We start from the raw sequence: 12,383 nt of genomic DNA, 5'->3' as shown, positions 1-12,383 counted from the left end.
TAAATAATGTAAAATAATAATATTTAATTTAAACAGTTTTTGAATTTAAAAGTACAATTCAGCAATATTTAAAATAGATTAGGAAGATTAAATTATGTCAAAACCATACAGTGAAGACTTACGAATAAAAGTAATAGAAGCCTATGAAAGTAAAAACATGAAAATTAAAAAAATTTGTAAAGTGTTCAATATTACTAGAAAGACTTTATTCTTATGAAGAAAAAGAAAAAAAGAAACTGGGCATATAAAACCAATTTTGAATTATCAAAAAAGACATAGCGACAAAATAAAGGATTTAGATGGATTAAAAAATTATTTAGAGCAAAATAAAGATTTTACAGTTCAAAAAGTAATTGAAAAATTTGGTGATATCACTAAAGAAACAGTTTATAACTATTTCAAAAAACTAAATTATACATATAAAAAAACTTTTCTATAGCTAACTAAAGTAATGTTTACTCATAAATAATGTAAAATAATAATATGTAATTTAAACAGTTTTTGAATTTAAAAGTACAATTCAGCAATATTTAAAATAGATTAGGAAGATTAAATTATGTCAAAACCATACAGTGAAGACTTACGAAGAAAAGTAATAGAAACCTATGAAAGTAAAAACATGAAAATTAAAGAAATTTGTAAAGTGTTCAATATTACTAGAAAGACTTTTTTCTTATGAAGAAAAAGAAAAAAGAAACTGGGAATATAAAACCAATTTTGAATTATCAAAAAGGACATAGCCACAAAATAAAGGATTTAGATGAATTAAAAAATTATTTAGAGCAAAATAAAGATGTTACAGTTCAAAAAGTAATTGAAAAATTTGGTGATATGACTAAAGAAACAGTTTATAACTATTTCAAAAACTAAATTATACATATAAAAACACTTTTCTATATGAACAAAGAGATAAAAATAAACAAGAAGATTTTTTAAAATAAATAGCTAAAATAATGAATGAAGATTTAGTATATATTGATGAATCCGGAATTGATGATAATGAATTTTATAAATATGGTTGATCTGAAAAAGGTAAAAGATTATTTGATAATAAACCCGCATATAAAATAAAAAGAATGAGTATAATTGGTTCACTAAATAAAGGTAAATTAAAATCCCTATGAGCATTTGAAGGACATTGCAACAGTAAAATTTTTGAATCATATGTAAAAAATATACTAATTCCAGTATTAAAGCGTGGACAAATTATAGTTTTAGATAATCCAACGTTTCATAAATCTAAATTAACACAACAATTAATTGAAAATGCTGGATGCAAACTATTATTTCTTCCGCCATATTCTCCTAATTTAAATCCAATTGAACATTTTTGATTTGCTATAAAACATAATATAAGAAAAATATTACCAAATTATTGACCAAATATTAAAAAAGCGATTGATTTTGTTTTTCAAGATATGAGTAAACATTACTTTAGTTAGCTATATATGAACAAAGAGATAAAAACAAACAAGAAGATTTTTTAAAAGAAATAGCTAAAATAATGAATGAATATTTAGTATATATTGATGAATCTGGAATTGATGATAATGAATTTTATAAATATGGTTGATCTGAAAAAGGTAAAAGATTATTTGATAATAAACCCGCATATAAAATAAAAAGAATGATTATAATCGGTTCACTAAATAAAAGTAAATTAAAATCCCTATGAGCGTTTGAAGGACATTGCAACATTAAAATTTTTGAATCATATGTAAAAAATATACTAATTCCAGTATTAAAGCGTGGACAAATTATAGTTTTAGATAATGAAACGTTTCATAAATCTAAATTAACACAACAATTAATTGAAAATGCTGGATGCAAACTATTATTTCTTCCACCATATTCTCCTAATTTAAATCCAATTGAACATTTTTGATTTTCTATAAAACATAATATAAGAAAAATATTACCAAATTATTGACCAAATATTAAAAAAGTTATTGATTTTGTTTTTCAATATATAAGTAAACATTACTTTAGTTAGCTATATATGAACAAAGAGATAAAAATAAACAATAATATTTTTTAAAATAAATAGCTAAAATAATGAATGAAGATTTAGTATATATTGATGCATCTGGAATTGATGATAATGAATTTTATAAATATGGTTGATCTGAAAAAGGTAAAAGATTATTTGATAATAAACCATCATATAAAATAAAAATAATGAGTATAATTGGTTCACTAAATAAAAGTAAATTAAAATCCCTATGAGCATTTGAAGGACATTGCAACAGTAAAATTTTTGAATCATATGTAAAAAATATACTAATTCCAGTATTAAAGCGTGGACAAATTATAGTTTTAGATAATGCAACGTTTCATAAATCTAAATTAACACAACAATTAATTGAAAATGCTGGATGCAAACTATTATTTTTTCCGCCATATTGTCCTAATTTAAATCCAATTGAACATTTTTGATTTGCTATAAAACATAATATAAGAAAAATATTACCAAATTATTGACCAAATATTAAAAAAGCGATTGATTTTGTTTTTCAATATATGAGTAAACATTACTTTAGTTAGATATACTAGCTTTTGCATTTTTTTAATAAAGGTTTAATTTCATATTCTTTTAGTAACTGAACGCCTAATACCGCTACAATTGTTAAAACTATACATCAACCTATAGGTAGAGCAGTGTAAGTGTTGCTTATTCCTAAAGCCGCAGGAGTTCATCAACAAAACTCCATTACAAGGGGAATTTTAAGAGCAAGAACAGAAATAATTCCCGAAATAAAACGAAAAAGATAAGTTTCAAGGTCAAAAATAAAAAATTTTCCAATTCACCTACCTAATTTACCTAAAATATTTTTACTTTCTTTAATCTTTTCATCATTATTAATGACACCATTAATATTTTTTTTATTTTTAAAATCCAAAATAGATTTTTTTCTAATAACTACTTGATTATCATTTCCATTTTTTATGAATTGACCTTCTTCTAAAAGTTTTTTTACAAAAATAAACTCTATATTGTTCTATTATTTTTTGTTCAACATCAGTTTCTTTATTATTAATATATATAGCTAACTAAAGTAATGTTTACTCATATATTGAAAAACAAAATCAATCGCTTTTTTAATATTTGGTCAATAATTTGGTAATATTTTTCTTATATTATGTTTTATAGCAAATCAAAAATGTTCAATTGGATTTAAATTACGAGAATATGGTGGAAGAAATAATAGTTTGCATCCAGCATTTTCAATTAATTGTTGTGTTAATTTAGATTTATGAAACGTTGCATTATCTAAAACTATAATTTGTCCACGCTTTAATACTGGAATTAGTATATTTTTTACATATGATTAAAAAATTTTACTGTTGAAATGTCCTTCAAATGCTCGTAGGGCTTTTAATTTACCTTTATTTAGTGAACCAATTATACTCATTCTTTTTATTTTATATGCGGATTTATTATAAAATAATCTTTTACCTTTTTCAGATCAACCATATTTATAAAATTCAGGTAATGTTTAGTTATTTTTGTAAGTTACACAGATTACTAAACATTACCTGAATTTGAGGATATTGTTTATTTCATTTACTTTCAAAAGATTCTAAAGCTTGCATTGCTTGTTCTTCACTGCATGCACTATAAATTGGTTTTAAATATGTAACTAGTGATTTTCTATGTTTGTATGAAACATATTTTAAACTATTTCTAATTTGATGAACTATGCATAATTGATGTTCGGTTTTAGGATAAAATGATTGTATTGCTTCTGACATTCCTGTTAAATTGTCACTACAAGCAATAAGAATATCATTTAAGCCTCGATTTTTCATTTCTGTGAAATTAGATAATCAAAACTTAGAACCTTCATTTTCACTAATTCATAAACCTAAAATATCTTTTTTACCTTCTAAATCAACTCCTAGTGCTATATAAACTGATTTGTTAATAATGAGTTTATCTTGTCGTACTTTAACTACTATACAATCAAAATAAACAATCGGATAAACACTTTCTAATGGCCGATTTTGTCATGCTTTAACATCATCAATAACATCATCAGTAATTTGACTAATAACACTTTCGCTAATATCAGCACCATGATATAACTCTTGTAACTGCATTCTAATATCTGATAAAGTCATGCCTTTGGCATATAATGAAAGAACTTGTTGATCAAAACCATCAAATCTTCTTTGTCTTTTTGCAACTATTACTGTCTCAAAATTACTATTACGATCTCGTGGTACATTAATCTCAATTTTACCTTGTTGAGTTATTAATTTTTTTGAATTTATACCATTGCGAGCATTATCACTATTATTATGTTGATTTTTTTTAATATCCTAAATAATTTTGCATTTCATAATTCAACATTTTTTCAACTAATCTTTTTGTTAATTCTTTATATAAACCTCCTTCTTTAAAAACTGTTGTTAAATCTTCAGTATTTTCTAGTAATAAATCTACTGCTTTTGATATTGGATCATTATTATTGATATTTTGTTTTTTAGACATACGTAACTCACTCTTTCTAGTTATTTAATTTTATTTACTAGAATTAATTAAACATAGTTATTTTTGTAAGTTACACATATTACTAAACATTACCAAATTATTGACCTATTTTATTAGCAATAGCATTATCAATTAAATTATTTTTTGCTGCTTTTGCAATATAATATAAACCTAATGCTTCACTTAAACTATTGCTATGTTCAACTTTATCAGCACCTGCTTGTTGAGAAATATCAATATTTTTTTCAACTCCACCAAATTGAATATATTGTCAATCAGTATTATCGCTACTAAAATATGTATGATAATATTCAATTTTACTATATGGATTATATTTATCTTTAACTGTGGTAATTTTTTTATGAGTAATCATTTCTTGTTTAGCAGCATCAACTTCGACTTTATCTTTTGGTGGTATTACAGCATCCTTTTTATAAACTAATTCACCTTTATTATCAACAGTAAATAATGCTCGTGCTGATGTCTTACAATCACTTAATAAATAATTAGCATGACTAGTATCATAACTATAATAGTTATTATCTATTTGATTAGTAATTCAATCACTACTACTTAAATAACCATATTGATTATTAAATAATGAAGTTACAGAATCAATTATTGATAATTTATTTGTTAATAGTTTATTAATAGCAGTATTAGTAGCATCAATAGTATTAATAATACTATTACTTGTTAAAGTTAATGTTGTTAATGTACTTAAAGTAATTAATAATTGTTTCATTGTATTTTCCCTTTCTATTTTTAGCATCCTAAAATAATATTTTTTATAAATTAAAATATCTTATTAATCTATAATAATATATATAACATTTTATAAATTTTATTTCATAATGTTAATAAAAGATGATTGATTTAGTGTAGTTGAGAAAAAAGCACCTTCCGTTGCAAATTTAGAATATTCATATCATCTATAATTAATATAAATATTATGATCATCATGTCAAATTTGTGCATCAGCTTTTATTTCAACGTGAGTTCCGAATATTCCTCCATCATGATTAACACTTACTGACCAAAAGTTATGATTAAAATTGTAACTAGTATCAATTTTAGAAGTATCAATGCTTAATTTTGAACCACTATATTGTTCCTTACCATATTGACAATAGACAGAAAAAAATGAATTATCATCAAAAGTTAATGTTGGATATATAGTAATAAAATCTTTTCAGCTAGCAATCTTACCATCTTGCGTAAAATTGCTAATAACAGTTTTAGGTACATAATATCACATACCATAATCATTATTACCACTATAACTTTTATAAGTTTTAACATTGATATTTGAAACAAGATTATCATTATTTCATTTTGTATAATAAATAGAAATTATATTATTATTACTATCACAAATATAATTGATTGAATAATTTTTATCATTTACCTTCATTGGTGAACCATATATAAAATTAAAAATATTATTATTAGTACTAATTAAATTAATAATTTTACTAGTTAAATCTTTATTAAAACTATCTTTAATACTTGTTTGACTCATAAAATATGTTCCTAAATTAACAGCTACTACTTTAGTAATTTTATTTTCACTTGCTGCTTTTGCAATATAATATAAACCTAATGTTTCACTTAAACTACTGCTATGTTCAACTTTATCAGCGCCTGTTTGTTGGGAAATATCAATATGTTTTTCAACTCCACCAAATTGAATATATTGTCAATCAGTATTATCACCACTAAAACATGTTTTAGAATATTCACTTTTACTATACGGATTATAAATATTATTAATATTATCAATTTTTTTATGACTAACCATTTCTTGTTTAGTATTATTAACATCAACTTTATCTTTTGCTGGTATTACAGCATCTTTTTTATAAACTAATTCACCTTTATTATCAACAGTAAATAATGTTCGTGCTAATGTCTTACCATCACTTAATAAATAATTAGCATGACTAGTATCATAACTATAATATTTATGATCTATTATTGATTGATTAGTTATTATATCACTATCATTTAAATAACCATATTGATTATTAAATAATGAAGTTACAGAATCACTTATTGATGATTTATTTGCTAACAATTTATTAATAGTAGTATTAGTACCATCAATAGTATTAATAATACTAATACTTGTTAAAGTTAATGTACTTAAAATGATTAATAATTGTTTCATATTAGTTTTTCCTTTTTTAACTTACTAATTGGTAATTAAAATTAAAATTAAAATCAGGGAATGTTAAAGTAGCACGATTACTAATAGTTTTGCCAGCAAACCTTTCTGATAAATCAAGAGTATAAAGTGTATTATCTTTAGTTGGTTGTGTTTCCCTGTCAGTAAATACTAGTTTTACATTATTTAACTCTCAACCCGATTTTGTTGTTACTGCAACATCGGTTTCTAGAAAAATAATTTTTGTTTTAGTAATTAAATCTCAAAAATTATTTGCCTTACCACCTTTAATATATTTACTAATATCAACTGACATACCACTTGGTTTTGTGTCACCATCTAATAAATAATTCATAGTGAACTGTCCAGTAAATGCATCCTCAACTGGATGATAAGAATTTTTATTAATTGTATTTAATAAACTATTTTTATTAGTGATTCAATTATCTAATAAATTATCTTGTTCATAAAAATGTTGACCTTCTTGTAAAATATTTGCATCTTGACCATCTTTTAATCAAATACCTTTTAATGCAAAATCTTTTAGTGAAGAATAATTACCAGTAATATTATTTTGATTATGACCATGAATAATCGCCTTAATGCTATCTAAACTTTTTGTTAATTTATGATCATTAGGACTAGCGGTTATTTTTATTTCAATATTTTTACCTAATTTATTATTAAAGATATTATCACCAACTTTTAAATTTGTTGATATTATATAATCACTATCTTCAATATTAAGATCTGAATAATTTTTTTGGAAATAATTTTGACAAATTGTTTGAACACATTTAATAATTTGATCATTAATAAATTTAAGATTATCTTCTGATAAACTAACATCAGCATTAATATAGTTACCATTTTTATCTTTTTGATTATCTAAAGTAATTTGAAAGTTTTTATTATCTTTATCATTATTATATTGTGTTTCAATTTCATTAGTTAATTCTTTCATACTACTTAAATCAGCAATATCATTTTTAACATTTATAGTGGAATCATCTTTTTTTCCTGTAAAGTTTCAAGGATTATTATCTAAAGATGTAATTGAAAATTGAACAGGAACACTTTTAGTAAAGTTTTGTGGTTCTGAACCATTTTGAAATTCAATTTTGTAATAACTAGGTTTAATTTCTTTTTTGGGTACATTTAATGCTTTACTTAAAGTTGTTGCAAATTGATCTTGAATTGTCGGAATTAATCATTTATCTTTTATTGAATCAATAGTAGCATTTTCAGGATTAGTAATATTAATAATATTATCAGAAAAGTTAACTGGTAAACTAGCAATATTAATTGCAACTTGATTTATAATATTAATATTAATTTCGATATTAACGTTAGTATTTTCAATGCCAAAAATTGATGCTTGATCATTAGTTGTTAAATGTAAAACATAACTTTTAGACTCATTAAAGTTCTTTGGCAAAATAAAAGAATTATTAGTTATCGGTTTTTTATCCTTACCAACAGTAAATTTAACTGCTGGATTATAATTAGCATTTAAGAAAAAATTAATTGGTAATAAATTTGAATTATCATTATCAATATCACTTTCAATTTTAGGATCAGTTTTTTGTAAATTATTATCAATACTACTTAAAACATTTGTAAAATCAATATTACCATTATCAGCAGCATTTTCAATAACATTAAAATTAACAATATTTGTTGATTTACTAAAATAAGCAATAGTAGAATCTAAACTAATAGGTTCATAGTTACGATGATGTTTTTGATAATAATCATCTCATAATTTATTATTAGAATTAGGATTAAATTCAGAATTATTGAAATCAGCAGCAGTATGTAAGAGTAATATTGTAGTAACTGTTGTAGAGCCAAATGCTAATAAATACAACGAAAATAATAAGATTATTTTCTTCTTATTTTTTTTAACATTAATTGTATATATTGAATTAGATTCTGTTTTTATTTTTTTATGTTTATCCTGATTAATCATATCTTTACTCGGTCTATTGCTATTTATTTTATATTCCATTTTAACAATCCTTTCCTAGCATTATTTTTTAAATAATCTAAAGTGAAAAATATAACTTAACGCTTTAACTTGCTATTTTTAACTAAAATATTAAAATAGTAAAAAGTATTAAAATAGTTTAAACCAATTAAATTTAGTTTTTATATTTTAATATTAATAATTTTAATAATCATATAAACTTTGCTATACACCTATTAAAATTATAAGGAAAGAAATAATCTGTCCTTAAAATAATATTACACTTATTATAAAAAAAGACAATATTCTTTTTAAAAAAGATTAGACATATTCCGTAAATAAATTTTTTAAAAGTCAATTAATAATTTAAAATTTATTTTATAATTTCTTTATTAATAAATTAATAAGGTGTTGATAAAAATGAATTTTGAAAATTTAAAAAAATTAAAAAATTAACAATTTTATAGATATTTTGGTATAAAACGTTTTCATTTTGATGAAATGTTAACAAAATTAATTGAAATAGAAAATTTAAAAAAACTAAAGGTAGAAAATATAAACTTTCAGTTGAAGAAAGATTGATGATGACTTTATTATACTGAAAAGAATATTATACTTTTTTCCAAATGAGTATTAAATATAAAATGAGTGCATCAAGTTGTTTTCGAAATATTACTTGAGCAGAAAATAAACTTAGTGATGACAAAGATTATCAGTTTTTAAAAACAAAATATAAATCAAAAATTGAGAAAAAACAAGAAGATTTAAATTAATTTCAATTTTATTTAATTGATTCAACTGAAATTGAAATTGAAAGACCAACTAAAAAAAACTACAGTTAGAATATTTTTCTGGTAAAAGTTGAATGTTTTCTATAAAATTTCAAATTATATATGACTTTTTTAATAAAAAAATTGTTGATATTTTTGCTGATAATGGAAAAGTACATGATTTTCAAATATTAAAAAATTAAAATCTTGAATTTTCAGAAAAAACAATAATTATTGGTGATTTGGGATATCAAGGAATATAAAATATTTATAAAAATACTATATTACCAATTAAAAAAACTAAAAATAAAAAATTAACTAAACAAGAAAAAATGAGGCTTTTTAAAAATCTGTGTATCTTTTTACAAAGTTACTAGTTTAGATTAATTCTATCTTCAAATTTTATCATAAAATGAGCAATTGCTGTATTTCAATTTTGAATGGGCATTGTTCATTTTTTTGTTATATTTTCAATTGCTAAGTAAAATATTTTAAAAACTGCCATATCATTTGGAAAAACTTTTTTATTTCTAATAACTTTTCGTAATTGACTATTAACAGATTCAATAGCATTTGTTGTATAAATCACTCTTTTGATTTCTGCATGATAACTAATAAAAACCATTAAATTATCTCAATTTTTATATCATGATTTAGCAATTTGAGGATATTGTTTATTCCATTTACTTTCAAAAGATTCTAAAGCTTGCATTGCTTGTTCTTCACTACATGCACTATAAATTGGTTTTAAATCTGTAACTAGTGTTTTTCTATGTTTGTATGAAACATATTTTAAACTATTTCTAATTTGATTAACTATGCATAATTGATGTTCGGTTTTAGGATAAACTCATTAGACATATTCCGTAAATAAATTTAATCAATTGTCAATAATAATATTTATAAATTTTTTAGTGTTAATAATTATAGAAGTTAATATTTTTAAAAAAATATTAAAAATATTTTTTTATTTTAATGGTTTTGTTTTATTAAAAATTTCACAAAGTAAGTTAAATCTTAAGTGCATAAGTCTAAATATACTTTTTCTACATTTATTTATTAAAATTTTGAATCTTTTTAATCAAGCAAAAACATGTTCAACTTTAATTCTAATTTTTGAAATAATTTTATTGTAGATTTTTTCTTGTTTAGTTAATTTTTTATTTTTAGTTTTTTTAATTGGTAATATAGTATTTTTATAAATATTTTGTATTCCTTGATATCCCAAGACACCAATAATTATTGTTTTTTCTGAAAATTCAAGATTTGAATTTTTTAATATTTGAAAATCATGTACTTTTCCATTATCAGCAAAAATATCAACAATTTTTTTATTAAAAAAGTCATATATAATTTGAAATTTTATAGAAAACATTCAACTTTTACCAGAAAAATATTCTAACTGTAGTTTTTTTAGTTGGTCTTTCAATTTCAATTTCAGTTGAATCAATTAAATAAAATTGAAATTCATTTAAATATTCTTGTTTTTTATCAATTTTTGATTTATATTTTGCTTTTAAAAACTGATAATCTTTGTCATCACTAAGTTTATTTTCTACTCAAGTAATATTTCGAAAACAACTTGATGCACTCATTTTATATTTAATACTCATTTGGAAAAAAGTATAATATTCTTTTCAGTATACTAAAGTCATCATCAATCTTTCTTCAACTGAAAGTTTATATTTTCTACCTTTAGTTTTTTTAAATTTTCTATTTCAATTAATTTTGTTAACATTTCATCAAAATGAAAACGTTTTATACCAAAATATCTATAAAATTGTTCATTTTTTAATTTTTTAAATTTTCAAAATTCATTTTTATCAACACCTTATTAATTTATTAATAAAGAAATTATAAAATAAATTTTAAATTATTAATTGACTTTTAAAAAATTTATTTACGGAATATGTCTTATTTATTTAATTTTATTTACTAGAATTAATTAAACATAGTTATTTTTGTAAGTTACACAGATTACTAAAAATTACCCCATATTCTCCTAATTTAAATCTAATTGAACATTTTTGATTTGCTATAAAACATAATATAAGAAAAATATTACCAAATTATTGACCAAATATTAAAAAAGCAATTGATTTTGTTTTTCAAGATATGAGTAAACATTACTTTAGTTAGCTATATCATATTTTAATCATTATCAATATTTTTAAAAATATTTTGTAGTTGTTTATCAGTTAAAATTGTTTTTTCAATTATTTTACTTTTTTGTTTTTTAAAAATGTTTGCTTTCAGCTTTGATTTATCCGCATATACTTTATATTATTTTTTAGTTGGTACTTTTTCTAATTCAGGATTTTGAGCATTAAATTTTTCTAAATCTAAATGCGTATTTAAAATAATTTTGTTATATTTTCTACCAACTTTTATCAATTCATAAGTAAAAATAATATCGTTTTTTGCTAAATCTTTTTTTACTGATTCTAAAATTTTTGATTTTAAATTATTAATTCTTTTAGTGATTGATATAATGGAGTATGATCTTATCATAATAGTATTTCTGATACATATAAATTATTAAAATGAATTGATTATGCTGATTCATGAAATAATTTTACAAAAAAATATCAAACTTTTAATTTTGATGAACACTCAATTCTAAAAGTTTCATTATCAAATGAGAAAAAAAATATTGCAAAATTATCAAATCAAACACAAAACGTAAAAATTAACCAAGGTGAAGGTAATACTAACTCTATGTTTAAAGTTGAAGTCAACACATTTCCAACATTACCATATGATTTAAATACCACAACTCCAATTGGGAATTACATAAAAGTTGATTTAAATATTTGACATGATAATGAAAATATTTATTTTAAATGATTTTTAAATGAAAGTTCATTTGCTGCATATAAATCATATTTTGATATTAAATTGAATAAAATATTTTTTAATAGTAATAATTAAGTAGTTTTATGAAAAAAAAATATTACAATAACAAAAAGCAAATTAAGAGTA

The 12,383-nt window shown here is 21.6% G+C and carries 19 protein-coding genes; 8 read left to right on the top strand and 11 right to left on the bottom strand.

The window, feature by feature from the left end; all coding sequences use genetic code 4:
- The first annotated feature begins 94 nt into the window (after positions 1 to 94).
- The 6 genes from ABWV63_RS08690 (at position 95) to ABWV63_RS08665 (ending at position 2,544) form a co-directional block, all read left to right on the top strand.
- The gene (locus ABWV63_RS08690; RefSeq protein ID WP_353306031.1) at positions 95 to 439 is read left to right on the top strand and encodes an IS630 transposase-related protein; all 345 of its coding nucleotides are present in this window, start codon (positions 95 to 97) and stop codon (positions 437 to 439) included.
- A gap of 117 nt (positions 440 to 556) precedes the next feature.
- Positions 557 to 709, top strand: coding sequence for an IS630 transposase-related protein (locus tag ABWV63_RS08685; protein ID WP_353306030.1), 153 nt, complete (start codon positions 557 to 559; stop codon positions 707 to 709).
- Positions 676 to 870, top strand: a complete 195-nt coding sequence (locus ABWV63_RS08680) for a hypothetical protein (RefSeq protein WP_353306029.1) — start codon at positions 676 to 678, stop codon at positions 868 to 870. Before ABWV63_RS08685 ends, ABWV63_RS08680 begins: the two co-directional genes overlap by 34 nt.
- A gap of 83 nt (positions 871 to 953) precedes the next feature.
- Positions 954 to 1,442: an IS630 family transposase gene (locus ABWV63_RS08675; protein ID WP_353306028.1), complete on the top strand. Its 489-nt coding sequence runs from the start codon at positions 954 to 956 to the stop codon at positions 1,440 to 1,442.
- A gap of 62 nt (positions 1,443 to 1,504) precedes the next feature.
- Positions 1,505 to 1,993, top strand: coding sequence for an IS630 family transposase (locus tag ABWV63_RS08670; RefSeq protein ID WP_353306027.1), 489 nt, complete (start codon positions 1,505 to 1,507; stop codon positions 1,991 to 1,993).
- 62 nt (positions 1,994 to 2,055) lie between these two features.
- Positions 2,056 to 2,544, top strand: coding sequence for an IS630 family transposase (locus tag ABWV63_RS08665; RefSeq protein WP_353306026.1), 489 nt, complete (start codon positions 2,056 to 2,058; stop codon positions 2,542 to 2,544).
- Between the two features lie 5 nt (positions 2,545 to 2,549).
- On the opposite strand, the gene ABWV63_RS08660 is transcribed toward ABWV63_RS08665, so the two are convergent.
- From ABWV63_RS08660 to ABWV63_RS08630, 7 genes are all read right to left on the bottom strand, one after another.
- Positions 2,550 to 2,900: a hypothetical protein gene (locus tag ABWV63_RS08660; protein WP_353306025.1), complete on the bottom strand. Its 351-nt coding sequence runs from the start codon at positions 2,898 to 2,900 to the stop codon at positions 2,550 to 2,552.
- A gap of 147 nt (positions 2,901 to 3,047) precedes the next feature.
- Positions 3,048 to 3,275, bottom strand: a complete 228-nt coding sequence (locus ABWV63_RS08655) for a transposase (RefSeq protein WP_353307227.1) — start codon at positions 3,273 to 3,275, stop codon at positions 3,048 to 3,050.
- Positions 3,276 to 3,501: 226 nt separating this feature from the next.
- Positions 3,502 to 4,257: an IS256 family transposase gene (locus tag ABWV63_RS08650; protein WP_353307226.1), complete on the bottom strand. Its 756-nt coding sequence runs from the start codon at positions 4,255 to 4,257 to the stop codon at positions 3,502 to 3,504.
- Positions 4,258 to 4,315: 58 nt separating this feature from the next.
- Positions 4,316 to 4,495 carry a hypothetical protein gene (locus ABWV63_RS08645; RefSeq protein ID WP_353306024.1) on the bottom strand — a complete coding sequence of 60 codons (180 nt, stop codon included), beginning with the start codon at positions 4,493 to 4,495 and terminating at the stop codon, positions 4,316 to 4,318.
- A 97-nt stretch (positions 4,496 to 4,592) separates the two neighbouring features.
- A complete protein-coding gene (locus ABWV63_RS08640) occupies positions 4,593 to 5,240 on the bottom strand; it encodes a hypothetical protein (RefSeq protein WP_353306023.1) in 648 nt (215 codons plus the stop codon).
- A 99-nt stretch (positions 5,241 to 5,339) separates the two neighbouring features.
- Positions 5,340 to 6,665, bottom strand: coding sequence for a hypothetical protein (locus ABWV63_RS08635; RefSeq protein ID WP_353306022.1), 1,326 nt, complete (start codon positions 6,663 to 6,665; stop codon positions 5,340 to 5,342).
- A gap of 16 nt (positions 6,666 to 6,681) precedes the next feature.
- Positions 6,682 to 8,634: a hypothetical protein gene (locus ABWV63_RS08630; RefSeq protein ID WP_353306021.1), complete on the bottom strand. Its 1,953-nt coding sequence runs from the start codon at positions 8,632 to 8,634 to the stop codon at positions 6,682 to 6,684.
- 575 nt (positions 8,635 to 9,209) lie between these two features.
- On the opposite strand from ABWV63_RS08630, the gene ABWV63_RS08625 reads away from it, so the two are divergent.
- The gene (locus ABWV63_RS08625) at positions 9,210 to 9,404 is read left to right on the top strand and encodes a transposase family protein (protein ID WP_353306020.1); all 195 of its coding nucleotides are present in this window, start codon (positions 9,210 to 9,212) and stop codon (positions 9,402 to 9,404) included.
- 370 nt (positions 9,405 to 9,774) lie between these two features.
- Here the strand turns inward: ABWV63_RS08625 and ABWV63_RS08620 are convergent, their stop codons facing one another.
- The 4 genes from ABWV63_RS08620 to ABWV63_RS08605 all read right to left on the bottom strand — a co-directional run bounded on the left by ABWV63_RS08620 (position 9,775) and on the right by ABWV63_RS08605 (position 11,912).
- Positions 9,775 to 10,197 carry a transposase gene (locus tag ABWV63_RS08620; protein WP_353307225.1) on the bottom strand — a complete coding sequence of 141 codons (423 nt, stop codon included), beginning with the start codon at positions 10,195 to 10,197 and terminating at the stop codon, positions 9,775 to 9,777.
- Positions 10,198 to 10,368: 171 nt separating this feature from the next.
- Positions 10,369 to 10,776 carry a transposase family protein gene (locus ABWV63_RS08615; RefSeq protein ID WP_353306019.1) on the bottom strand — a complete coding sequence of 136 codons (408 nt, stop codon included), beginning with the start codon at positions 10,774 to 10,776 and terminating at the stop codon, positions 10,369 to 10,371.
- Between the two features lie 7 nt (positions 10,777 to 10,783).
- On the bottom strand, positions 10,784 to 11,062 hold the full coding sequence (locus ABWV63_RS08610; protein WP_353306018.1) for a transposase family protein: 279 nt from the start codon (positions 11,060 to 11,062) through the stop codon (positions 10,784 to 10,786).
- A gap of 622 nt (positions 11,063 to 11,684) precedes the next feature.
- Entirely contained in the window at positions 11,685 to 11,912 is a 228-nt protein-coding gene (locus ABWV63_RS08605; RefSeq protein ID WP_353306017.1) for a hypothetical protein, read from the bottom strand.
- A 207-nt stretch (positions 11,913 to 12,119) separates the two neighbouring features.
- Here ABWV63_RS08605 and ABWV63_RS08600 point away from each other — a divergent pair, with 207 nt between their 5' ends.
- Positions 12,120 to 12,332, top strand: coding sequence for a hypothetical protein (locus ABWV63_RS08600; protein WP_353306016.1), 213 nt, complete (start codon positions 12,120 to 12,122; stop codon positions 12,330 to 12,332).
- Positions 12,333 to 12,383: the final 51 nt, after the last annotated feature.

Origin of the sequence: Spiroplasma ixodetis (assembly GCF_040369795.1) — a bacterium.
Classification (GTDB): Bacteria; Bacillota_I; Bacilli_A; order Mycoplasmatales; family VBWQ01; genus Spiroplasma_E; species Spiroplasma_E ixodetis_B.
Note: the sequence above shows the minus strand (reverse complement) of the source record. Positions and strands in the feature narration are given on the sequence as shown.